This window comes from Oryzobacter telluris, from assembly GCF_043099285.1.
GTDB lineage: Bacteria > Actinomycetota > Actinomycetes > Actinomycetales > Dermatophilaceae > Oryzobacter > Oryzobacter telluris.
Map to the genome: position 1 here is coordinate 3,436,193 of NZ_CP170723.1, position 21,577 is coordinate 3,457,769.

Annotated in this window: 22 protein-coding genes; 9 read left to right on the forward strand and 13 right to left on the reverse strand. The window is 74.9% G+C overall.

Annotation, left to right across the window (positions count from 1 at the left end; genetic code table 11):
* Positions 1–66: 66 nt before the first annotated feature.
* Positions 67–429, reverse strand: a complete 363-nt coding sequence (locus ACFLFB_RS15980; protein WP_392543157.1) for an NADH-quinone oxidoreductase subunit A — start codon at positions 427–429, stop codon at positions 67–69.
* A gap of 265 nt (positions 430–694) precedes the next feature.
* Complete coding sequence (locus ACFLFB_RS15985) at positions 695–1,390, reverse strand: demethylmenaquinone methyltransferase (RefSeq protein WP_392543158.1); 696 nt, start codon at positions 1,388–1,390, stop codon at positions 695–697.
* Positions 1,391–1,455: 65 nt separating this feature from the next.
* On the opposite strand from ACFLFB_RS15985, the gene ACFLFB_RS15990 reads away from it, so the two are divergent.
* The gene (locus ACFLFB_RS15990) at positions 1,456–2,784 is read left to right on the forward strand and encodes an isochorismate synthase MenF (RefSeq protein WP_392543159.1); all 1,329 of its coding nucleotides are present in this window, start codon (positions 1,456–1,458) and stop codon (positions 2,782–2,784) included.
* A 141-nt stretch (positions 2,785–2,925) separates the two neighbouring features.
* Here ACFLFB_RS15990 and ACFLFB_RS15995 read toward each other — a convergent pair whose 3' ends face one another.
* The 4 genes from ACFLFB_RS15995 to ACFLFB_RS16010 form a co-directional block, all read right to left on the reverse strand.
* Positions 2,926–4,158 (reverse strand): geranylgeranyl reductase family protein, encoded by a 1,233-nt coding sequence (locus tag ACFLFB_RS15995; protein ID WP_392543160.1) that lies wholly within the window; start codon positions 4,156–4,158, stop codon positions 2,926–2,928.
* Positions 4,159–4,288: 130 nt separating this feature from the next.
* On the reverse strand, positions 4,289–6,016 hold the full coding sequence (gene menD / locus ACFLFB_RS16000) for a 2-succinyl-5-enolpyruvyl-6-hydroxy-3-cyclohexene-1-carboxylic-acid synthase (RefSeq protein WP_392543161.1): 1,728 nt from the start codon (positions 6,014–6,016) through the stop codon (positions 4,289–4,291).
* A gap of 52 nt (positions 6,017–6,068) precedes the next feature.
* Positions 6,069–7,259, reverse strand: coding sequence for a hypothetical protein (locus ACFLFB_RS16005; RefSeq protein ID WP_392543162.1), 1,191 nt, complete (start codon positions 7,257–7,259; stop codon positions 6,069–6,071).
* A gap of 8 nt (positions 7,260–7,267) precedes the next feature.
* Positions 7,268–7,510 carry a hypothetical protein gene (locus tag ACFLFB_RS16010; RefSeq protein ID WP_392543163.1) on the reverse strand — a complete coding sequence of 81 codons (243 nt, stop codon included), beginning with the start codon at positions 7,508–7,510 and terminating at the stop codon, positions 7,268–7,270.
* 173 nt (positions 7,511–7,683) lie between these two features.
* On the opposite strand from ACFLFB_RS16010, the gene ACFLFB_RS16015 reads away from it, so the two are divergent.
* Positions 7,684–9,081, forward strand: a complete 1,398-nt coding sequence (locus ACFLFB_RS16015) for a mycothione reductase (RefSeq protein ID WP_392543164.1) — start codon at positions 7,684–7,686, stop codon at positions 9,079–9,081.
* 3 nt (positions 9,082–9,084) lie between these two features.
* Here the strand turns inward: ACFLFB_RS16015 and ACFLFB_RS16020 are convergent, their stop codons facing one another.
* Genes ACFLFB_RS16020 through ACFLFB_RS16030 form a run of 3 tightly spaced genes read right to left on the reverse strand, consistent with a single transcriptional unit; the run spans position 9,085 to position 11,267 of the window.
* Entirely contained in the window at positions 9,085–9,828 is a 744-nt protein-coding gene (locus tag ACFLFB_RS16020) for a VOC family protein (RefSeq protein WP_392543165.1), read from the reverse strand.
* The gene (locus ACFLFB_RS16025; protein WP_392543166.1) at positions 9,825–10,829 is read right to left on the reverse strand and encodes an o-succinylbenzoate synthase; all 1,005 of its coding nucleotides are present in this window, start codon (positions 10,827–10,829) and stop codon (positions 9,825–9,827) included. The genes ACFLFB_RS16020 and ACFLFB_RS16025 overlap by 4 nt, the downstream gene beginning before the upstream one ends.
* Positions 10,830–10,862: 33 nt before the next feature.
* Positions 10,863–11,267 (reverse strand): VOC family protein, encoded by a 405-nt coding sequence (locus tag ACFLFB_RS16030; RefSeq protein WP_392543167.1) that lies wholly within the window; start codon positions 11,265–11,267, stop codon positions 10,863–10,865.
* 96 nt (positions 11,268–11,363) lie between these two features.
* On the opposite strand from ACFLFB_RS16030, the gene ACFLFB_RS16035 reads away from it, so the two are divergent.
* On the forward strand, positions 11,364–12,305 hold the full coding sequence (locus tag ACFLFB_RS16035) for a 1,4-dihydroxy-2-naphthoyl-CoA synthase (RefSeq protein ID WP_392543168.1): 942 nt from the start codon (positions 11,364–11,366) through the stop codon (positions 12,303–12,305).
* Positions 12,306–12,315: 10 nt separating this feature from the next.
* Here the strand turns inward: ACFLFB_RS16035 and ACFLFB_RS16040 are convergent, their stop codons facing one another.
* Positions 12,316–12,771, reverse strand: coding sequence for a hypothetical protein (locus ACFLFB_RS16040; protein ID WP_392543169.1), 456 nt, complete (start codon positions 12,769–12,771; stop codon positions 12,316–12,318).
* Positions 12,772–12,886: 115 nt separating this feature from the next.
* Here ACFLFB_RS16040 and ACFLFB_RS16045 point away from each other — a divergent pair, with 115 nt between their 5' ends.
* The 6 genes from ACFLFB_RS16045 to ACFLFB_RS16070 are packed head-to-tail and all read left to right on the forward strand — an operon-like array spanning position 12,887 to position 18,747.
* Positions 12,887–14,545 (forward strand): FAD-dependent oxidoreductase, encoded by a 1,659-nt coding sequence (locus tag ACFLFB_RS16045; RefSeq protein ID WP_392543170.1) that lies wholly within the window; start codon positions 12,887–12,889, stop codon positions 14,543–14,545.
* Positions 14,545–15,945 (forward strand): ATP-binding protein, encoded by a 1,401-nt coding sequence (locus ACFLFB_RS16050; protein ID WP_392543171.1) that lies wholly within the window; start codon positions 14,545–14,547, stop codon positions 15,943–15,945. Before ACFLFB_RS16045 ends, ACFLFB_RS16050 begins: the two co-directional genes overlap by 1 nt.
* A 22-nt stretch (positions 15,946–15,967) precedes the next feature.
* A complete protein-coding gene (locus ACFLFB_RS16055; RefSeq protein WP_392543172.1) occupies positions 15,968–16,333 on the forward strand; it encodes a UBP-type zinc finger domain-containing protein in 366 nt (121 codons plus the stop codon).
* Complete coding sequence (gene menE / locus ACFLFB_RS16060; RefSeq protein ID WP_392543173.1) at positions 16,330–17,532, forward strand: o-succinylbenzoate--CoA ligase; 1,203 nt, start codon at positions 16,330–16,332, stop codon at positions 17,530–17,532. Before ACFLFB_RS16055 ends, menE begins: the two co-directional genes overlap by 4 nt.
* Positions 17,533–17,536: 4 nt before the next feature.
* Positions 17,537–17,854 (forward strand): PLDc N-terminal domain-containing protein, encoded by a 318-nt coding sequence (locus ACFLFB_RS16065; protein WP_392543174.1) that lies wholly within the window; start codon positions 17,537–17,539, stop codon positions 17,852–17,854.
* An 8-nt stretch (positions 17,855–17,862) separates the two neighbouring features.
* Complete coding sequence (locus ACFLFB_RS16070; RefSeq protein ID WP_392543175.1) at positions 17,863–18,747, forward strand: 1,4-dihydroxy-2-naphthoate polyprenyltransferase; 885 nt, start codon at positions 17,863–17,865, stop codon at positions 18,745–18,747.
* A gap of 12 nt (positions 18,748–18,759) precedes the next feature.
* Here ACFLFB_RS16070 and ACFLFB_RS16075 read toward each other — a convergent pair whose 3' ends face one another.
* From ACFLFB_RS16075 to ACFLFB_RS16085, 3 genes are all read right to left on the reverse strand, one after another.
* The gene (locus tag ACFLFB_RS16075; protein ID WP_392543176.1) at positions 18,760–20,067 is read right to left on the reverse strand and encodes a glycosyltransferase; all 1,308 of its coding nucleotides are present in this window, start codon (positions 20,065–20,067) and stop codon (positions 18,760–18,762) included.
* 114 nt (positions 20,068–20,181) lie between these two features.
* Complete coding sequence (locus tag ACFLFB_RS16080; RefSeq protein ID WP_392543177.1) at positions 20,182–20,514, reverse strand: hypothetical protein; 333 nt, start codon at positions 20,512–20,514, stop codon at positions 20,182–20,184.
* A gap of 79 nt (positions 20,515–20,593) precedes the next feature.
* Positions 20,594–21,445: a glycerophosphodiester phosphodiesterase gene (locus ACFLFB_RS16085; protein WP_392543178.1), complete on the reverse strand. Its 852-nt coding sequence runs from the start codon at positions 21,443–21,445 to the stop codon at positions 20,594–20,596.
* Positions 21,446–21,577 lie beyond the last annotated feature (132 nt).

The window sequence follows — 21,577 nt, forward strand, 5'->3', positions numbered from 1 at the left end:
AGGCCTCCTTGGCGAGCGTGGCGGATGCGGCGGGTACGGCGGTCACGGCGGGTGCGGCGGTCGTCATCAGTCCCACTCCAGCCCCCCGCGCTTCCACACGTAGGCGTAGGCGACGAACACGGTGATGATGAACAGGACCATCTCGACGAGGGCGAACAGGCCCAGCTGGTCGAAGGCCACCGCGAAGGGGTACAGGAACACGGCCTCGATGTCGAAGATGATGAAGAGCATCGCCGTGAGGAAGTACTTGATCGGCACGCGCCCACCACCGGCGGCGCGGGGCGTCGGCTGGATGCCGCACTCGTAGGCCTCCATCTTCGCGCGGTTGTAGCGCTTGGGGCCGACGACGAGGCTCGTGCCCACCGAGAGGACGGCGAATCCGAAGCCCAGGGCCAGGAGGATCAGCAGCGGGACGTAGGGGTTGTTCATCGCGGGACAACTCCCCTTTCGGTGCTCGTGTGCGTCCGGTGGGCACGGACCGCCGGGTCGAGCGGCGGCGTCCCGGCCATCCTAGGGGGAGTGACGTACGGCACACCCGGGGAGGTGGTCCTCCCGGGAGCGTGGCGCTGGAGGGCGCGGCGTTGGGTCGTCACAGATGCCTCGGGGTGCTTGTGAATGTCTTCACGATCGGCAGCACTCTACGACCCGCTCCGGGGGTGACGCACTTAGGTCCCCCTAACCTTCGGCAGGTCGGTCAGGCGGTCCTCGTCGCCCGGTGCAGGGCGACGATGCCGCCGGAGAGGTTGCGCCACTGCACGTCGGACCACCCTGCGCCGGCAACCCTGTGCGCCAACGCTTTCTGGTCCGGCCAGGCCTGGATCGACTCGGCGAGGTAGACGTAGCTGTCGGGGTTGCTGCTCACCTTGCGGGCCACCGGGGGCAGCGCGCGCATGAGGTAGCGCGAGTAGACCGTGCGGAACGCGCCGTTGGTCGGCTGGCTGAACTCGCACACGACGAGGCGGCCTCCGGGCTTCGTGACGCGGAGGAACTCGGCCAGGGCGGCGTCGGGGTCGGCGACGTTGCGCAGCCCGAAGCTCATCGTCACGACGTCGAAGCTCGCATCGGCGAAGGGGAGGTTCATCGCGTCGGCGGCGGTGAAGCCGAGGTCGGACCGACGGCGGTGGCCGACGCGGAGCATCCCGAGCGAGAAGTCGGCGGGGACGACGTCGACGCCGGAGTCGGCGAACGGCTCGCTGCTCGTGCCGGTGCCGGCGGCGATGTCGAGGACGCGCTGGCCGGGGCGGGCGTCGCACGCGGCGACGACGGCACGGCGCCAGAGCCGGTCCTGGCCCAGGGAGAGCACGTCGTTGGTCACGTCGTACTTGCTCGCGACGTCGTCGAACATCGCGGCGACGTCGCGGGGGTCCTTGTCGAGGGAGGCGCGGCTCATGCGCGCCATCCTCCCACCGAGGTGGTGTCGGGCCCGCACGGGTCGTGGTCGTATCCTCCTGCGTGATGACCTCGCTGCCCGCGGGCGACCGGCCGACCGACACGATCGGGGAGACCGCAGCCCCTCTCGTGTCCCGCACCGTGCCGCTCGCGCCGGAGCTGGGTGCCGCGCTCCTCTCGCTCGTCCCGCCCGGTGGACCCCGCGACCTCGTGTCGTGGGTGCGCCGCGGCGAGGGCCTCGTCGGCTGGGGCCGCGCGGCCTCCCTGACGACCAGCGGCCCCGACCGGATGGCCGAGCTCGACGCCTGGTGGGCCCGGCTCGTGGGGTCGGCCGTGGTGCGCGACGAGGTCGACCGCCCGGGCACCGGTCCCGTGGCCTTCGGGTCGGTGTCGTACGCGGCAGGGTCTCCGGCCGGGGCGACGCTCGTCGTGCCCGAGGTCGTCGTGGGCGTGCGAGGTGGCGTGGCCTGGCTGACGACCGTGGGTGTCGAGCAGGCGCCGTCGGTGGCCGCGGTTCCGGGGCTGGCCGAGGTGCGCGTGCACCCCGCTCCCCCGCCGCCGCAGGACGTGGCGTTCTCCGACGGTGCGCTCTCGCCCGCGCAGTGGGCGGGTGCGGTGGCCGAGGCCGTCTCGCGGATCACCGCCGGCTCGCTCGACAAGGTCGTGCTGGCCCGCGACCTCGAGGTGGTGGCGTCCGGGGCGCTCGACGTGCGGTGGCTCCTGCACCGCCTCGCCGAGACCTACGACACGACGTGGGTGTTCGCCGTCGACGGGCTCGTGGGCGCGACGCCCGAGCTGCTCGTCCGGCGCGAGAAGGGCCTGGTCACCTCCCGCGTCCTCGCCGGCACGATCCGCCGCACCGGGGACGACGAGCACGACCTCGCGCTGGCTGCATCGCTGGCGCGCTCGTCGAAGGACCTCGAGGAGCACGAGTACGCCGTGCGCTCGGTCGCCGACGCGCTGGCACCGCACTGCTCGTCGATGAACGTGCCCGAGGCACCGTTCGTCCTCCACCTCTCCAACGTCATGCACCTGGCCACCGACGTGGCAGGCGTGCTCGTCGACGGGGCGTCGTCGCTGGCGCTCGCCGAGTCGCTCCATCCGTCGGCGGCGGTGTGCGGCACCCCGACCCGCGACGCCGACGCCGTCATCGCCGAGCTCGAGCACATGGACCGCGGGCGCTACGCCGGTCCGGTCGGCTGGATCGACGCCACCGGCGACGGTGAGTGGGGCATCGCGCTGCGCTGCGGCGCGGTCGCCGAGGACGACCCGTCGCGCATCCGGCTGTTCGCCGGCTGCGGCATCGTCGCGGGGTCCGACCCCGAGGCCGAGGTGGCCGAGAGCTCGGCCAAGTTCGTGCCGATGCGCGACGCCCTCACCGCCACCGCCCCCTGACGCCGCCGCCCCCCCGCCTCCCCTTCTCGCGTTGAGTGCGGAAGTGGTCGCCCGAGCAGCCGTTTCCGCACTCGCGGCCGGGCGGGCGTGCGCTGAGTGCGGAAATGGTCGCCCGAGCAGCCGTTTCCGCACTCGCGGCGGTCAGGAGAAGGGCGGGCGGGCGTCGATGCCGATGGAGCGGCGGCCGGCCCAGCGCCAGATGCGGGCCGAGCGGTCGCGGTCCTCGTCGGTGACGAGGTTGCCCATCCACCGCAGGGCGAGCGTCATCAGCCAGTCGCTGCGCATCCCGACCGGGCCGAGGGCGGCCATCGTCTTCGGGACGGTGAAGATGCCGGCGAGGCGGCGGGCGATGGAGAACGCCTCGCCGTAGTGGTCGCGCAGCAGGGCGGGCCAGACCGCGGCGAGGTCGTCGTCGAGGTGGTCGACGACGAGGCGGCCGGTCTCCAGCCCGTAGTCGATGCCCTCGCCGTTGAGCGGGTTGACGCACGCGGCGGCATCACCGATGAGCGCCCAGTTGGCCCCCGCGACGGTGCTCACGGCCCCGCCCATCGGGAGGAGTGCGCTGGTCGGCATCCGCTGCTCGCCGGTGAGGCCGAAGTCGGCGCGGCGCTCGTCGGTGTACCGCCGCATCAGGGGCTTGATGGCGATGTCGGCCGGGCGCTTGGTGGTGGCGAGCGCTCCGACGCCGACGTTCACCTGCCCGCCGCCGAGCGGGAAGATCCAGCCGTAGCCGGGCAGCGCCTCGCCGCGCTCGCCGCGCAGCTCGAGGTGGCTGCTGATCCACGGGTCGTCGGCGCGGTCGGAGTCGACGTAGCAGCGGCCGGCCACGGCGTAGACGGTGTCCTGGTGCCACTCGCGGCCGAGGACCTTGCCCAGGCCCGAGCGCACGCCGTCGGCGACGACGAGCCGCTCGCAGGCGATCTCGACGGTCTCGGTGCCGCGCTTGAAGGTGACGCTGCGGACCCGGCCTCCCTCGACCGTGGCGTCGACGGCCTTGGCGCCCTCGACGCCCTGCGCGCCGGAGTCGAGGGCCTCGGTGCGGATGCGGTCGTCGAGCTCGGTGCGCGGGACGGCAGAGCCGTGGTCGGGGAGGGTCCCGCCGGGCCACGGGAGGTGGAGCGTCTGGCCGAAGCCGTGGGCGCGCAGGCCCTGGTTGACCGTGTGGTCGCGGACCCAGTCGCCCAGGCCGAGCAGGTCGAGCTCGGCGACGGCGCGGGGGGTGAGGCCGTCGCCGCAGGTCTTGTCGCGGGGGAACGTGGCGGCGTCGGCGAGGACGACGTCGCGGCCGGCGCGCGCCGCCCAGGCCGCGGCCGCCGCGCCGGAGGGTCCGGCGCCGACGACGAGGACGTCGGTGCGGGAGGGGGTCTGGGTCACCCCCGCATTCTCGCAACCGGGCGCGGCCACCCCGACATCGGCCACCCCAGCCCTCGACACCCCACCCCGAACCTCGACTCATTGCGCTGGGTGAACCCTCGGCGCGGCGAGCCGCATTCGCTGGGCGCAGTCAGTCGGAGGTGAGGGTGGTGGCGGCGAGGGCGCGGAGGTCGGCGTGGGCCGTCCGGTGGGTCGTGGCGTCGACGCGCACCTCGACCACGCGCAGGCCCTTGGGGGCGGCCGCGACGGCAGCAGCGAGCTCGTCGGGCGTCGCGGCGAGCGTGTGCCCCACCCCGTGGGCGGCGCAGAGGGCCGCCAGGTCGGTGCCCGTCGGGGTGCCGAACACGCGAGCAAAGGCCGAGGCTCGTTCGGGCGCCCCAGGCTCGAGCGTGGTGAAGATGCCTCCCCCGTCGTCGTTGACCACGACGACGGTGAGGTCGGGGCGCGGCTCGTCCGGGCCGACGAGGAGACCGTTGGCGTCGTGGAGGAAGGTGAGGTCGCCCATCACCGCGTAGACCGGCTCACCGGCCCGGGCGAGCGCGACCCCGGTGGCGGTCGACACCACGCCGTCGATGCCGGCGAGCCCCCGGTTCGCGACGACCTCGGCCGCGACCGACCCGGCGACGCCGAGGTCGAGGTCGCGCACCGGGTTGGACGAGCCGACGACGAGGACGGCGAGATCGGGCAGGGCGGCACCGAGGGACGCGGCGACCGCGAGCCCGCCCGGCCAAGGGGTCGGCGCGTGGGCAACGGCCTCCGCGAGACGGATTGCGGCAGAGGACCATTCGTCGCCCCACGCGGTTCCGGCAGCACGGTCGACGGCGTCGGGGTCGGGTTCGGCGCGCAGGGCGTCGACGGCGTGGACGGCGACCGCCACGTGCGACGGGTCGGGCCAGGGGCCGCCCTCCGAGACCACCTCGACCCGCAGGTCGTGGCGCCGCAGCAGCGCCCCCACGGCGCGGGACAGGGTCACCCGCCCGACCACGAGGACCCGCTCGGGGGCATGGGCGTCGAGCCAGTCGGTGGCGGTGAGCAGCAGCGGTCCGTGCGGCAGGGCCGAGTCCCGCACGTGCGCCAGTCCGAAGGGCTCGGCGACGACGGGGTGGCCGCGCTCCCCGGCCCAGACGACCGCGTCGTGCGCGACCGAGGGGTCGCTCGTGCTGCCGACGACGACGAGGGTGCGCGCGACCTCCTCGATGGGGGTCACCGAGGTGGTCGCCGTGGGGTCGACGCGGACCCACGGCGCGCCCTCGGGACGGCCGTCGAGCGAGTCCGGCCAGGCCGGCGCCTCGGACGCGTCGTCGAGGTCGGGCACCAGCGGCTCGCGGAAGCAGACGTCGAGGTGCACGGGCCCGGGTCGGGGTCCGGTCGCGCCGGTGGCCGCGGCGAGCGCGCGGCAGACCGTGCTGCGCCAGAACGGTCCGAGGCCGGGGCGCACCACGGGCGCCGGGAGGTCGACCGCGTACCGCACCGCGACGCCGAAGATGCCGGGCTGGTGCGTCGTCTGGTTGGCGCCGGTGCCGCGCAGCTCGTGGGGCCGGTCGGCGCTGAGGACGACGAGCGGCACCCCCGCGTGGTGCGCCTCGAGGACGGCGGGGTGGAGGTTCGCCACGGCGGTCCCCGACGTTGTGACGACGGCCACCGGACGGCCCGACCCCTTGGACAGCCCGAGGGCGAGGAAGCCGGCGCTGCGCTCGTCGACCCGCACGTGGAGGCGCAGCCGCCCGGCCGCCTCGGCCTCGACGAGGGCGTACGCCAGCGGCGCCGACCGCGACCCGGGGCTGAGCACCGCCTCGCGCACACCGCCCCGCACCAGCTCGTCGACGAGGACGGATGCCAGGGCCGAGGACGGGTTCACGGCCGTGAGTCTGCCACCGCACCGCCCGGCCCGCCGGACGTCCGGCGACTCCTCACCCCGGCCCTCCTGCCGCCTCCTCCCTCCCGGCGAGCGACCGCTCGACCACCACTTCCGTGACCGACCGCACGGGCGCCCCGACGAAGGCCCCGGCCGACGCCTGCCACGCGTCGAGCCCCGGCACGGTGCCCCGCGGCGCGTCCTCGGCCGTGCGCAGGGTGTCCACGTACGCGTCGAGGGCGTGGCGGCGCGGGTCGACGGGCAGCTCGGCCGGCGGGGCGACGACGGTGAGCCACGACGACCGGGCCGGGTTCGGCGTGAGGTCGAGGCGCGGCACGGGGTCGTCGGCGTGCTCGACCGACAGCACCCGCACCGACCCCGGGACCGGGAACACGCCCACCGGCGACCCCGCCGTGACCACGTGGGTCACGCGGTGGCGCGCGGTGAAGGTGGCGTCGCTCGCGAGCGCGGCCGCGAGGATGCCGCCCTGGCTCTGTCCCACGAGCAGGACGGGGTCGTCGGGTCGCGAGCGCGGCGACGACGACCTGGCGAGGTCGACCGCCGCCGCGACCCCCGCGGCCGCCACCGTCGCGTCCCCGGTGACGGCCCGGACGTCGCTCGTGAGGTCGAAGGGGTTCGCACCGGCGCGTGGCGACCACTCCTGCGTCCCCGGCACGACGACGACCCAGGCGGCCCCGCCGTCGGGCGCCAGCGTCTCGAGGACCCGGACCCGCCCACCCCCGAGCGCGGCGCCGGCGGCCACGAGGTCGGCCGCTCCCTCCGCCCGACCGAGCGAGCCGCCAGGCGCACCGGGCCAGGGTCCCCCGACGAGCGGACCGGTGAGCGTCGGAGCCACGAGATGCGCCACCGGCCGGCTCGACCCGTCGGTGAGCCAGCCGCCGCGAGCCGCGAGGTCGGCGCCACGCGCCACGCCCGCCAGGACCGCGGCGACCGAGCGCTCCACCTCCGCGTACACCCGCGCGGCTGCACGGAGGTCGAGGGCCACCGCGTCGAGGGCGAACGCCTCGCCGAGCAGGCCGCCCGGACCGGCGAGCGACAGCACCCGGCCCTCGAGCCGCGCCCACGCCACCCAGACCCCACCGTCGAGCGCCACGCCCGGGCCACCCCACCGCAAGGGGTGCCCCGTGACCGCCAGCGCGCCGGCCACGACCGCGGCCTCGCCGCGCAGGACGTCGGCGAGCCCCACCACCACCACTGCCGCGGCGGCCAACGACTCCGACCGCACGGCCACCCTCACGGCGCCGGCCCCCTGGCCTCGAGCTGCACCGCGAGCGCCTCGGCCTCGCGAGCCGCCTCCACGAGGTCGTCGCACAGCCCGGCGAGCGCGACCCGCCGGACCGCCACCTGCTCGCGGTGCGCGTCAGCCCCCGGCCCCTCCCACCACGCCAGGGACGCCGGGCCGAGCGAGGCCCGCCGCACCTCGACCCGCGCCGCCACCGCCCGCAGGTGGTGCGCCAGCTGGTGCAGGCCCGACACGTCGCCTCCCCCTGCGCCGCCCCCCACCTCAGCCTCCCCTCATCGGACCCCCACCGAGCTCCCTGCCACCACCCCATCGCAGGACGACGACGAGCGACAGCGGCACCGTCATCCTGTGGACGACCCCGCCCCGGCACCGCTCCTGTGGACGACCGCCACCTACGCTGACCGGCATGCCGCACCACGACCTCGTCATCATCGGCAGCGGCTCGGGGAACTCGCTGCTGACGCCGGAGCTGGAGGGCCTCGACGTCGCGATCGTCGAGAAGGGCACCTTCGGCGGGACCTGCCTCAACGTCGGCTGCATCCCCACGAAGATGTTCGTCGTCCCGGCCGACCGGGTGGAGGACGCCCGCGACGCCCGCCGTCTCGGCCTCACCTTCGCCGCGCCCACCGTCGACTGGCCGGCCATCCGGGACCGCATCTTCGGTCGCATCGACCCGATCTCGGCCGGCGGCGAGGCGTACCGCACGGGCCAGGACCACGTCACCCTGTACCGCACCCGCGCGCGCTTCACCGGCGAGCGCCGCCTCGCCCTCGACACCGGCGAGGAGCTGACCGCCGACCGCGTCGTCGTCGCCTCCGGCTCGCGCCCCAACGGCCTGGACGTCGACGGCCTGCGCCACGCGGACCCCACCACCGGCGTCCACACCTCCGACACGGTGATGCGCCTGGACACCCTGCCCGCCCGCATGGCGGTCATCGGTGGCGGCTTCGTCGCGTGCGAGCTGGCCCACGTCTTCGCCTCGCTCGGCGTCGAGGTCACCCAGGTGCAGCGCTCGGCCACGCTCCTCACCCACGAGGAGGTGGAGGTCGCCCACCGCTACACCGAGGTCGCGCGCGACCGCTACGACCTGCGCCTCACCACCCGCGTCACGGCGGCCGAGCGCGTCGACGGCGTCTGGCGCCTCACCACCGAGGGCCCCGCCGGGGTCGGCCACGTCGAGGCCGAGGCCGTCCTCCTCGCCGTCGGCCGCCGCCCCAACACCGACCTCCTCGACCCCGCGGCCGGCGGGCTCGAGGTCGATGACGACGGCCTGCTCGTCGTCGACGACGAGCTGCGCACCACCGCCCCCGGCGTCTGGGCGCTGGGCGACATCTGCTCCTCCCACCAGCTCAAGCACGTGGCCAACCACGAGGCGCGGGTCGTCGCGCACAACCTCGCCGTCGACACCGGTCGCCTCGCGGGCGAGCCGCGTCGGCTCGACGGACGGCCGGTGCCCCACGCGGTGTTCGGCCACCCGCAGGTCGCGTCGTTCGGTCCCACGGCCGCCCAGCTGGAGGAGGCGGGCACCGCGTTCGTCTCGAAGACCCAGGCCTTCGGTGACGTCGCCTACGGCTGGGCGCTCGAGGACACCACGGGGCTGCTCACCATCCACGCCGACCCGTCCGGCCACGTCCTCGCCGCCCACGTCATCGGCCCGCACGCCTCCACGGTCATCCAGCCGCTGATCCAGGCGGCGAGCTTCGGCCAGAAGGCGATCGACGTCGCGCGCGAGCAGTACTGGATCCACCCGGCCCTGGCCGAGGTCGTCGAGAACGCCCTCCTCGGCCTGCCGCTGGAGGCCTGAGCCTCAGCGTCCCGGCGGAGGCTGCGGGCTGCGGCTCGTGAGGCAGTAGACGCGGCCGACCGGGTCGGCCATCACCGTCCAGAAGTGGTGCTCGCGGACCACGGACGCGCCCGCGGCCACGTGGCGCTGAGTCTCGGCGGCGCGGTCGGCGCAGGCGAGGTCGACGTGGCCGCGGACCTGCCCGTCGTCCTCCTCGACCCGTTGGAGGAGGAGGCGCACCGCGAGCTCGCCGGGCCGCACGAGGTAGGCGAACCCCGGCTCGTCGGAGTCGCGCAGCTCCCACCCGGTCAGCGCCGGCCAGAAGGCGGCCTCAACATCCCACGCGGCGCGCGGCACGTCGAGGCAGACCTGGTCGAGGGCGACCTCGAGCCCTTCGCGGACCAGCCCGTCGCCCTCCTCGCCCCGGTAGGTGGTGAGGCAGAAGGTGAACCCGCCGGGCGACCGCAGGACGACGACCGTGTCGCCGATCGCGCCGACCCGCTCGGCGCCGAGCGACTCGGCCCGCGCCGCCTCGGTGTGGACGTCGTCGACGTCGAGGTCGAGGTGCACGCCGCCGGACGGATCGCCGACGGCCTGCAGCTTGACCCACGCACCACCGCGGGGCGGCACCAGCGTGGAGAACTCGCCGTCGTCGCCGCGGGTGGGCGCGACGGAGGTGCGCGTGACCTCCGACCAGAAGCGCCACGACGCCTCGGCGTCGGGGGCGGGCGTGTCGAGGAAGATCCAGGCCCAGCGCACGGTGCTCACGGCTGCTCCCTTCCGAGGTGCTCCAGACGAGCGTGGCAGGCCCCGACCCGCTCGCGCCACCACGCGACGCGGTCGGATGGCGCGGCCCACCGGTCGAGGAGGTCGGCATCAGCCGCGACACGCCCCACGGCGAGCCGACCGCCGACCGGGACCAGGGACGATGCCGTCACGTCGCCGTCGAGGAGGGCGACCGTCCCGAGGCCACAGGCGTGGTCGAGGTCGGGCAGCGCAGCGGCCAGCGCCACCCCGGCCGCGATGCCGACGCTGGTGTCGAGCGCGGACGACACGACCGCGGGCAGCCCGCACGCCTCGACGACCGACAGCGCCGCCGCGACCCCACCCAGCGGGGCCACCTTGACGACGACGATGTCGGCCGCCTCCAGGTCGCGGACGCGCAGGGGGTCCTCGGCCCGCCGGATGGACTCGTCGGCCGCCACCGGGACGTCGATCCCGTTGCGCGCCAGCGCGACCCGCAGGTCGCGCAGCTCCTCCACGGTCGCGCAGGGCTGCTCGGAGTACTCGAGGTCGTACGGGGCCAGGCGCGCGAGGGCCGCCACCGCCTCCTCCACCGTCCACGCCCCGTTGGCGTCGACCCGAACCCGCGCCCGCGGCCCCATCACGGCGCGCACCTCGGCGACCCGGGCGACGTCGTCGTCGAGCGTCTGCCCGCGCTCGGCCACCTTGACCTTGGCCGTGGTGCACCCCGGGAACCGGGCCAGCACCTCTGCCACCCGCTCGGGCCCGACCGCCGGGACGGTGGCGTTCACCGGAACGCTCGGCCGCACGGCGACGGGCCAACCGACCCATGCGGCCTCCACCGCGGCACCCAGCCAGCGCGCGGCCTCAGCCGGCTCGTACTCGGGGAACGGCCCGAACTCGCCCCAGCCGCGGGGGCCCTCGACGAGCGCCACCTCCCGGGTCGTCACGCCGCGGAAGCGCACCCGCATCGGGATCGCGACGACGCGCAGGGAGGCGAGCAGCTCATCGAGGTCGGGCAGCACGGGGCCGACGCTACCCACGCCGGCCGCGCGGCCTCAGAGCGACCGGGCCCCGAGCACGCAGAACTCGTTGCCCTCGGGGTCGCGGAGCACCGTGAACCCGGCGTCGGCGGGCTGCCCCACGTCGGCCCGCCCGGCGCCGCGGGCCAGCAGCGACGCGATCTCGGCGTCGCGGTCGTCGGAGGTGTGCGTCGCGAGGTCGAGGTGCAGCCGGTTCTTGACCTCCTTGCCCTCCTCCACCGGCACGAACACCATCCCCTGCGGCTGCCGGCGCCACTCGTCGGCGTCCTCGAGGGGCGAGGTGGCGGCCCACGGCGGGACGATGGCGACGCCGGCCGGGCTGTCCCACACGACGACGTAGCCCAGGGTCTCGGCCCACCACCGCGACTGGGCGGCGATGTCGTGGCAGTCGACGACGACGGTGTACCAGCGAAGGCTCATGCCCTCCACGCTAGGACGGTCCACCGACACCCCGGGCCGGAGCACCCCGACGGCCCGCCCCGGGCCCCAACGCGCCCCGCGGCTAGCCTTGCCGCCGTGAGCGCGATCAGCGGAGTGAGCGAGACCTTCGACCCGCAGGCCTGGCAGGAGGTGCCCGGGTTCGAGGACCTCACCGACGTCACGTACCACCGTGCCGTGGGCCTGGGCGCGGTCCGGGTGGCCTTCGACCGCCCCGAGGTGATGAACGCCTTCCGGCCGCACACCGTCGACGAGCTGTACCGCGTCCTCGACCACGCCCGCCGCACCGCCGACGTGGGGGTCGTCCTCCTCACCGGCAACGGGCCGGGGCCGCAGGGCACCGGCTCCGCCGACAAGTGGGCCTTCTGCACGGGCGGCGACCAGCGCATCCGCGGCCGCTCGGGCTACCAGTACGCCGACGGCACGACCGCCGACACCGTGGACGAGCGCCGGGTCAAGGCCGAGGGCGGGCGGCTGCACGTCCTCGAGGTGCAGCGCCTCATCCGCACGATGCCGAAGGTCGTCGTCGCGGTCGTGAACGGCTGGGCGGCCGGTGGCGGGCACAGCCTCCACGTCGTGTGCGACCTCACCATCGCCAGCAGGGAGCACGCGGCCTTCAAGCAGACCGACGCCGACGTCGGCAGCTTCGACGGCGGCTACGGCAGCGCCTACCTCGCGAAGATGGTGGGGCAGAAGTTCGCCCGCGAGATCTTCTTCCTCGGACGCACCTACTCCGCCGACGACATGCACCGGATGGGCGCGGTGAACCTCGTCGCCGACCACGCCGAGCTGGAGTCCACCGCCCTGGAGGTCGCCCGCGAGGTCATGGGCAAGAGCCCCCAGGCGCAGCGGATGCTCAAGTTCGCCTTCAACCTCCTCGACGACGGCCTCATGGGCCAGCAGGTCTTCGCCGGCGAGGCCACCCGCCTCGCCTACATGACCGACGAGGCCGTGGAGGGGCGCGACCAGTTCCTCGAGAAGCGCGACCCCGACTGGTCGCCCTTCCCCTGGTACTTCTGACCCACGCGCCCTAGCCCGACCCGCCGAGGTCGACCGCATACGCCTCGTAGACCAGGTCCGACCCCCGCTGCCGGTGCCGGATGAGCATGCCGACGAGGGCGGTGGCCGCCTCACGGTGCGCGGCGACCTCCTCCTCGTCGGTGAAGCCCTCGTCGCGCTCCCCCAGCAGCCGCTCGACCTCGGCGAGGACGACGGCGTGGTCGGCGAGCTGCCGGTCGACCCGGCTCGACAGCCGCGGCGAGCTGCGGCGCAGGTCGTCGTAGAGCCCGCCCGCGCCCTCGGTGAGCTCGACGTGGTCCTGGAGGTCGTGGGCCAGCTCGGTGAGCGCGGCCCGCACCCGGCGGCGCCACACGGAGCCCAGCCCGACGGGCAGCGCCAGCGCGGCATCGAGCGCCGCCATCGCCTCACCGAGCTCGGCCCGGTGGGCGCGCAACCGTTCCAGGTAAGCCGTGTACGCCTCGTCCACGCCGCACCTCCTCCGCCACCCCCATGGTGGAGCACGCGGGCCCCGCGCGCGAGGCCTCGGGCCGACCGACCACGCAGCCCTTCCGGACGTCCCCGGGCGCCCCTACTGTGACGGGATGGCGCGCCCCACCATCCTCGCCGTCGACGACGACCCGCAGGTGGTCCGCGCCATCGTCCGCGACCTGCGCAGCCGCTACGGCGAGGAGCACCGCATCGTCCGGGCCACCTCCGGCGCCGAGGCCCTCGAGGTCCTCACCGAGCTGCTCCTGCGCGGCCGCGGCGTCGCCCTCGTCGTCTCCGACCAGCGGATGCCGGGGATGACCGGCATCGAGATGATGGCGCGGGTCCGCGAGGCCTCGCCCGACACCCGGCTGCTGCTCCTCACGGCCTACGCCGACACCGACGTCGCCATCCGGGCGATCAACGACATCGGCCTCGACTACTACATGGTCAAGCCGTGGGAGCCGCCCGAGACCCAGCTCTACCCGGTCGTCGACGACCTCCTCGAGGCCTGGCGGCACGACCACCCCGATGACGAGGCCGTCGTCCGCGTCGTCGGCCACCAGTGGTCCGACCGCGGCCACGAGGTGCGAACCTTCTTGGCGCGCAACCACATCCCGTACCGCTGGCTCGACGTCGAGCGAGACGAGGAGGCCGGGCGCCTGGTCGCCCTGGCCGGGGCCGACACCTCCGACCTCCCCCTCGTGCTGGTCCCCGAGGGCGAGACGCTGCGCAGCCCCACGAGCACCGCGGTGGCCGAGGCGCTCGGCCTGCGCACCCGGGCCGGCCAGCCGCTCTACGACCTGTGCATCGTCGGCAGCGGACCGGCCGGCCTCGCCGCAGCGGTGTACGCCGCCTCCGAGGGGCTGCGGACCGTCGTCGTCGAGCGCGACGCCCCCGGCGGGCAGGCGGGCCAGAGCGCCGCCATCGAGAACTACCTCGGCTTCCCCAAGGGCGTCTCGGGCGCCGACCTCACCCACCGGGCCGTCGCCCAGGCCTCGAGGTTCGGTGCGGAAACCGTTCTGGCACAGGAGGTCGTCGCCCTCGAGCACCGCGGACCGGTGCACGCGGTCCGCTTCGCCGGCGGTGGCGAGGTGGAGAGCCGGGCCGTGCTCGTGGCCACCGGCGTGGCCTACCGCCGCCTCGAGGCCGACGGGCTGGAGGCGCTCGGGTCGCGCGGTGTCTACTACGGCGCCTCCGCCAGCGAGGCCGCCCAGACCGCCGGCCAGGTCGTCTTCGTCGTCGGGGCCGCGAACTCCGCCGGCCAGGCCGTCCTCAACTTCGCCAAGGTCGCGAGCAGGGTCGTCATGGTGGTGCGCGCCGGGCGCCTGGAGGACTCGATGTCCGAGTACCTCGTCGAGCGGATCCGGGCGGCGGAGAACGTCGAGGTCCGCTTCCGCAGCGAGGTCGCGGCGGCCCACGGCACCGACCACCTCGAGCGCCTCACCCTCGTCGACCGCGACACCGGCGAACGCTGCGACCAGGACACCAACTGGCTCTTCGTCTTCATCGGCGCGCTCCCCCGCACCGACTGGCTCGGCGACGAGGTCACCCGCGACGAGAAGGGCTTCGTCGTCACCGGGCCCGACCTCCAGCACCCCGACCGACCGGACCGCTGGCCGCTGCCCCGCGCCCCGTACGCGCTGGAGACGAGCGTCCCCGGCGTCTTCGCCGCGGGCGACGTCCGCCTCGACTCGATGAAGCGCGTCGCCTCCGCGGTCGGCGAGGGCGCGATGTCGGTCCACCTCGTGCACCGCTACCTGGCGACCGTCTGATGGACCGCGCCGAGCTCCGCGCCCTCAGCCTCTTCGACGGCCTCGACGACGGCCAGCTCGACGACCTCCTCGGGTCCGCCGACGAGTACCGCACCACCCCCGGCGAGGAGCTCTTCCACGAGGGCACCCCCGCCGACACCTGGTGGGTGCTCCTCGACGGCACGGTCGCCCTCTCCCGCCGGGTCGGCTCGGAGGAGACGACGATGGGGATGATGGCCACCCCGGGGCAGTGGGCCGGCGGGTTCGCCGCGTGGGACGAGTTCGGGAGCTACCTCGCGACGGCGCGGGTCGAGGCGGCCGGTCGGGTGCTGCGCCTGTCCTCGGCCGAGCTGCGGCGCCTGTCGCGGCTGTGGTTCCCGTTCGGCCTGCACTTCATCGACGGCCTGGTCAACACGGTGCGGCGCATCGAGGCCACGGCCCGGCAGCGTGAGGCGCTGGTCGCGCTCGGCACCCTGTCGGCCGGCCTCGCGCACGAGCTGAACAACCCCGCCGCAGCGGCCACCCGGGCCGTCGACGCCCTGCGCCAGACCTCAGACCAGCGGCTGGAGACGCTGGCCCGGCTCGCCGAGGGCGGCATCACCTCACGGCAGTTCACCACGGTCGACACGCTGCGCCGCCGGATCAGCGACACCGACTCGGGGCTCACCGGCCTCGACCTCGCCGACCGCGAGGACGAGCTCGGCGAGTGGCTGCAGGACCACGACGTGGCGGGCGGCTGGGTGCTGGCCACCGTGCTCGCGGGTGCGGGCGCCGACCTCGCCTGGTGCGAGGAGCTCGCGGCCGCCGTGCCCGCCGCGTCGCTCACCCCGGCGGTCGAGTGGGTCACCGCGTCGGTCTCGATGAACGGCCTGCTCGGCGAGGTGAAGGAGGCCACCGGCCGCATCTCCACCCTCGTGGCCGCCGTGCGCTCGTACTCGCAGATGGACCGGGCCTCGCTCCAGGACACCGACCTCGTCGAGGGGCTCGACAGCACCCTCGTCATGCTCGGCCAGAAGCTGCGCGACGTCACCGTCGAACGGCGCTACGCCTCCGGCCTGGCGCCCATCGAGGCGATGGCCGGGGAGCTGAACCAGGTGTGGACCAACCTCGTCGACAACGCCGTCGACGCGATGGGCGGCCACGGCACGCTCACGGTCTCGGCCGCTCCCGACGAGGACGCGCCCGGCTGGGTCGTCGTCGAGGTCGCCGACACCGGGAGCGGGATGACGCCCGAGGTGCAGGCGCACGCCTTCGAGCCGTTCTTCACGACCAAGGAGGTCGGCAAGGGCACCGGGCTCGGCCTGGACATCTCGCGGCGCATCGTCGTCGAGCGCCACTCGGGGGAGATCACCATCACGTCGGGCCCGGGTGGCACGCTGGTGCGCGTGCGGCTCCCCCACCGCCACCACGGCAGGACCTGACGAGCACGAGGAAGGCGGCGCGATGAGCGACTCGGCCCCCACCGCGGCCATCGACCCCACGGTGCCGCCGAGCGGCCCCGGCTGCGCCGACTGCGAGTCCCACGACCCGCCCGGCTGGTGGGTCCACCTGCGCCGGTGCGCGGCCTGCGGTCACGTCGGCTGCTGCGACAGCTCCCCCGGCCAGCACGCCACGGCTCACGCGGCCGCGAGCGGGCACCCCGTCGTCCAGAGCTTCGAGCCCGGCGAGGACTGGTTCTGGGACTACGCGGAGGAGGCGGTCGTCGACGGCCCGGCCCTCGCCGAGCCCACGTCCCACCCCGAGGACCAGCGCTCCCCCGGACCGCGCGGCCGCGTCCCCCTCGACTGGCGCGACCACCTCCACCGATGACGGGACGCCCCGTCCCGCGCGGCGACCTCGTCCTCGAGCAGCTGCCGGTGCCCGCCGGGGAGGCGGCGCTGGCCCTCCTCCCGCGGCTCGAGCAGGCCCTCGCCGGTGGCGCCCCCGTGGCGCCGTACGCCGCCTCGTCACCCGCCCCACTGCTGCCCCCGCACGGCCCGGCCGACCTCCCCGACGACCTCGCCGTCGTCGTCGGGACCTCCGGGTCGACCGGCACCCCGAAGCACGCCCTCCTCACCACCGGCGCGCTGCGCGCGAGCGCGCAGGGCACCCACGAGCGCCTCGGCGGACCGGGCCAGTGGCTGCTCCCCCTCCCCGCGCACCACGTGGCCGGTCTCCAGGTGCTGCTCCGGTCGGTCGAGGCCGGGACGATCCCCGTCGCCATGGACCTCACCGACGGCTTCACCCCGCGCGCCTTCGCCGACGCCGCCGCCCGGCTCGAGCCGGGGGTGCGGCACCACACGAGCCTCGTGCCCACCCAGCTGCTCCGCCTCCTCGACGACCCCGACGGTGCGGAGGCGCTGCGCTCCCTCGACGCCGTCCTCGTCGGCGGCGCCGCCCTGGCGCCCCACCTGCGGCGGCGGGCCGCCGACTCCGGCGTCACCGTCGTCGCCACCTACGGGATGAGCGAGACGGCCGGCGGGTGCGTGTACGACGGCCGCCCGCTGCCGTGCACCGAGGTCGCCCTCGACGACACCGGCCGGATCAGCCTCGGCGGCGCCACGCTGGCCCACGGCTACCTCGGCCGACCCGACCTCACCGGGGCCGCGTTCACCACCGACGAGCACGGCACCCGCTGGTTCCGCACCGACGACGTCGGCCACACCGACGCCGACGGGCGGTTGCACGTCGACGGGCGGGTCGACGACCTGGTGAACACCGGCGGCCTCAAGGTCGCGCCCCGGCTCGTCGAGGAGGCCGTGGTCGAGCACGTCCCGGGCGTGCGCGAGGTCGTCGTCGTCGGCACGCCGCACCCGCAGTGGGGCGAGGCCGTCAGCGTCCTGCTCGTGATGCGGCCCGGTGCCGTGCGGCGCGGCCCCACGGCCGCCGACCTGCGCGCCCACCTGCGCGGCGTCCTCCCCGACCACGCCCTCCCGGTGCGGGTGCTGGTCGTCGACGAGGTCCCCCTCGCGGGGCCGGGCAAGCCCGACCGACGTGCCGTCGCCGCCTTGTTCACCGTGGGAGGATGAGCGCGTGATCCGCACGCTCCCGGTCCTGCTCAGCCTCGCGCTGACGGTCTACTGCGTCATCGACGCGATCCAGACCGACGAGATCGTCATGCGCAACCTGCCCAAGCTGCCGTGGATCCTCATCATCCTGTTCTTCCCCGTCATCGGGCCCATCGCCTGGCTCGTCGCCGGGCGCCCCGAGCGGGCTGCCCGCGGCGGTCCCACGCAGCAGGAGCGCTGGGAGGACCACCGCCGGCGCCGTGACTCCGGCGGCCAGCCCGGAGGACGCGGCCGCCCGCCGCGCGGACCCGACGACGACCCCGACTTCCTCAAGGACCTCTGACACCACCCATGGCCACACTGTCCCAGTGGGCCGCCGGCGCGCGTCCCCGCACGCTCCCGGCCGCCGTCGCCCCCGTCGTCCTCGGCACCGCCGCCGCCCACCTCCTCGGTCGGGCCGACGCCGCCCTCGCCATCCTCGCGCTCGTCGTCGCGCTGGCCCTGCAGGTGGGGGTCAACTACGCCAACGACTACTCCGACGGCATCCGCGGCACCGACGAGGCGCGCGTCGGGCCGGTCCGGCTCGTCGGCCAGCGCCTCGCCGACCCGCGCAACGTCAAGGTCGCCGCGTTCCTCTCCTTCGGCGCGGGCGCCCTGGCCGGGCTCGCCCTCGTGGCCCTCTCGGGCGCGTGGCTGCTGCTGCCCCTCGGCGGCCTGGCCGTGCTCGCGGCGTGGCGGTACACCGGCGGCGACAACCCCTACGGCTACCGCGGCCTGGGCGAGGTCTACGTCTTCGTGTTCTTCGGCCTGATGGCGACGCTGGGCACCGAGTACACGCAGGCCGACACCATCTCGTGGTTCGGTGTCCTGGCCGCGGTCGGGGTCGGCGCGGTCGCCTCGGCCATCCTCGTCGCGAACAACCTGCGCGACATCCCCACCGACACCGTGCACGGCAAGCAGACCCTCGCGGTGCGCCTGGGCGACCACCGCACCCGCATCCTCTACACGGTGCTCATCGGCGTCTCGCTGCTCACGCTGCTGCTCATGGCGCTGTCCACCGTGTGGGCGCTGCTCGGCCTGCTCGCCGTCCCGCTCGCCGTGCGCAACGGCCGCACCGTGATGGGCGACGCCACCGGCCGCGACCTCGTCCCGGTGCTCGTGCGGACCGGGCTGTACGAGGTGGCCTACGCCGTCCTCATCGCGATCGGTGTCGTCATCGGCGTCGCCCTGCGCTGACGGACGGCCCTGCTACGGGTGCGAGCCCCAGGACCCTCCGCGGGCGGCGAGCTCGTCGACGATGCCGGCGAGCGCGTCGATGCCCCCTGCCCCGGCCATGCTCGCGGCGATGCGCCGAGAGGCCCGGCGGTAGCGCGAGTCGTGCAGCACGGCTCGCACCGCCGCCCGCACGGCATCGGCCGACGGGGTCTCGGTGTTGAGGCGGCGCCCCACGCCGGACCACGCGACCCGCGCCGCGACCTCCGGCTTGTCCTCGTGGCCGCTGCTGGTCACGATGGGCACGCCGTACCGCAGGGCGTACTGCACCCCGCCGTAGCCGCCGTTCGTCACGTAGACGTCGGTGAGCGGGAGCAGGTCGTCGTAGGGCAGGTACTCGGCGGCGCGCGCGTTGGCGGGCAGTGGCGGGAGGGTGTCGAGGGGCCGGCCACCGGTGGAGACCACGACGAGCACGTCGTCCTCGGCCAGCGCCTCGAGGGTCGGGGCGATGATCTGCCGGTAGTCGCGGTTGGCGATCGTCCCCTGGGTGACGTGGACGACGGGTCGCGTCCCGTCGAGCTCGCCCCACCAGTCGGGCAGCGGGGCCTGCGACCCCGTGGCGGAGACCGGTCCGGCGAAGTGCAGGGTCGCGGGGGCGTCGGAGCGGGGGTACTCGAACTCGGGAACGGTGAACTGCACGATCGCCTCGGCGTGACGCGGCCAGTCGAGGACCGGGAAGGCCAGGGGACGCCCGTGCAGCTCGCGGCTGACGGACTGCGCGTGGCGCTCCGCGGCCGGGAAGACCGTGCGGGCCGCGACGACGCCGAGCACCGCGTTGCGCAGCCGGCCGACCGGCCCCGGCAGGGGGGTGAGGCCCATGCCGTACGGCGCGGTGTCCCGGCTGGCGATCATCAGGGGCAGGACGCCGCAGACGACGATCGGCGGTCGGGTGCCGAGGGGGTGGCCGAGCAGCAGCGCCCCTCCTGCGAAGGCCGGGTCGGTGAGCACCACGTCGGCCGCCTCCTCCGCGTGCGCAGCCATGACGGCGTCGTGCTGGAGCCGGCCCGGCCGGACGAAGACGTGTTCCACGTCGTGCGCGATCGCCTTCGACCCCTTCAGCGAGCTGCGCTCGGGGAAGACCTCGTTCCAGTCCTGCCGGTCGTCGTAGTCGGCGTCGCCCCCGAGCGGGACGTGCTGCGCCCCAACGGCATCCACGGCTCCGGCGAACCGTGACCCGGTGATGAAGCGCACCCGGTCGCCCCGCTCGACGAAGTGCTTCGCGACCGCCAGCAGCGGGGTCACGTGCCCGTGGATGGGCACGGTGGCGATGATGATGGACGGCATGGCGCCCGCCTCTCCGTGCGCCGCAGCGGCTGCCGGAGCGCACGCGCCAGTATCCCGCGTCGCCCCGCTGCCGTCGATGCCGAGCCCCGCGGGAGGCCCGCCGCCCGGGCCGGCTCAGAGCTGGAGGATCGTCGCCGACACCAGGAGCGACGCGGACACGCCCTGGGGGTCGTGCCAGGTGTCGGGGTGCTCGGTCGCGGCCCGCGAGCGGGCGCGCACGGCGGTGCCGGGGTCGTCCGACACGAGGTCGACGCACAGGCCCGCGATGACGTCGTGGGCATCGTGCTCGTCGAGGCCGTCGAGGGCGAGACCGTTGTTCAGCAGCGTCGCCGCCTCGAGGAACACCTCACGCACCATCTCGGGGTCGACCTCGGGACGGGTGGCGATGACCTCCTCACCCGTCGCCAGGAGCTGGTCGTACGGGGGTTCCACGGTGCCGGGCTGCATGGCGCGAGCCTCGCAGGTCGCCGGTCGGGGCGACAAGCGGTTTGCTGCCCGGGTGCCGCCCGGCACCGTGGAGCGCCCGTCAGCTGCGGCGCAGGACGTCGACGAGGACGCCGGGGTAGTCGGTGATGATGCCGTCGACGCCCCAGGAGATGCCGCGGCTCATGTCGGCGCCGTGGTTGACGGTCCAGACGTAGGTCTTCAGCCCGAGCGCGTGGGTGCGGTCGACGATGGCCTGGTCGATGTTGCCCAGCGCGGGGTTGACCGCGTCGAGCCAGGTGCTGGCCGCGACGAGCTGCTCGTCGGTGGGGCGCGTGTAGTAGAGGAGCGCGACGGGGACGTCCGGGGCGAGCTGGTGGTAGGTGCGCAGCCAGGCCTCGTCACCGGCCTGCATGATGACCTTGCCCTTGCGCAACGCCTGGACGAACGTCGGGATGGAGCGCAGCTCCTTGTCGATCTGCACCTCGATGCCGGGGAAGGCCCACGGGTCCTTGGCCTCGAGCAGCATCCCGGCGCTCGAGCCCACGGCCTCGACCCACTCGCGCAGGGTGAGGATGCGTTGGCCCGTGAACTCCGGGGCGAACCACGAGCCGGCGTCGAGCTGCTTGATCTCGGCGAGGGTGTAGTCGGCGACCTGGTAGGTCGTGCGGTCCGGGAAGACCTGCTCGACGTCGGTGGTGCGGGCCAGGCTGAGGTCGTGGGTGACGACGAGCTGGCCGTCCTTGGTCCGCATGATGTCGTTCTCGATGAGGTCGGCGCCCTGGCGCAGGGCCAGCGCGATGGCGGCGAGGGTGTTCTCGGGCGCCATCGCCCCCGATCCGCGGTGGCCGATCACCTGCACGTCCGGTGGCGGTGCGGCGCTGGCACCTCCCACGGGGACGGCGACGACGAGGACGGTCGCGAGCAGGGCGATGAGGGCACTGAGCCGGGACATGGGGGTCCGCTCCTTGGTTGACGACGGTGTCGGTGCGGCGGAATGTAAGCGCATACATTTCTGCCGCTCGTCGACCCTAGCCGGATCCTGTGGGCCCGCGGGGCGCCAGTGACGGCCCTTTCGACGCGGTTG

What these genes read in the sequence shown, in the direction of transcription:
- ACFLFB_RS16045 (WP_392543170.1), top strand. Translation starts at nt 12,887, where the DNA reads ATGGCGCGCCCCACCATCCTCGCCGTCGACGACGACCCGCAGGTGGTC.
- ACFLFB_RS16080 (WP_392543177.1), bottom strand. Translation starts at nt 20,514, where the DNA reads ATGCAGCCCGGCACCGTGGAACCCCCGTACGACCAGCTCCTGGCGACG.
- ACFLFB_RS16055 (WP_392543172.1), top strand. Translation starts at nt 15,968, where the DNA reads ATGAGCGACTCGGCCCCCACCGCGGCCATCGACCCCACGGTGCCGCCG.
- menE (WP_392543173.1), top strand. Translation starts at nt 16,330, where the DNA reads ATGACGGGACGCCCCGTCCCGCGCGGCGACCTCGTCCTCGAGCAGCTG.
- ACFLFB_RS16030 (WP_392543167.1), bottom strand. Translation starts at nt 11,267, where the DNA reads ATGAGCCTTCGCTGGTACACCGTCGTCGTCGACTGCCACGACATCGCC.
- ACFLFB_RS16015 (WP_392543164.1), top strand. Translation starts at nt 7,684, where the DNA reads ATGCCGCACCACGACCTCGTCATCATCGGCAGCGGCTCGGGGAACTCG.
- ACFLFB_RS15980 (WP_392543157.1), bottom strand. Translation starts at nt 429, where the DNA reads ATGAACAACCCCTACGTCCCGCTGCTGATCCTCCTGGCCCTGGGCTTC.
- ACFLFB_RS16075 (WP_392543176.1), bottom strand. Translation starts at nt 20,067, where the DNA reads ATGCCGTCCATCATCATCGCCACCGTGCCCATCCACGGGCACGTGACC.
- ACFLFB_RS16050 (WP_392543171.1), top strand. Translation starts at nt 14,545, where the DNA reads ATGGACCGCGCCGAGCTCCGCGCCCTCAGCCTCTTCGACGGCCTCGAC.
- ACFLFB_RS15985 (WP_392543158.1), bottom strand. Translation starts at nt 1,390, where the DNA reads ATGAGCCGCGCCTCCCTCGACAAGGACCCCCGCGACGTCGCCGCGATG.
- ACFLFB_RS15990 (WP_392543159.1), top strand. Translation starts at nt 1,456, where the DNA reads ATGACCTCGCTGCCCGCGGGCGACCGGCCGACCGACACGATCGGGGAG.
- ACFLFB_RS16085 (WP_392543178.1), bottom strand. Translation starts at nt 21,445, where the DNA reads ATGTCCCGGCTCAGTGCCCTCATCGCCCTGCTCGCGACCGTCCTCGTC.
- ACFLFB_RS16070 (WP_392543175.1), top strand. Translation starts at nt 17,863, where the DNA reads ATGGCCACACTGTCCCAGTGGGCCGCCGGCGCGCGTCCCCGCACGCTC.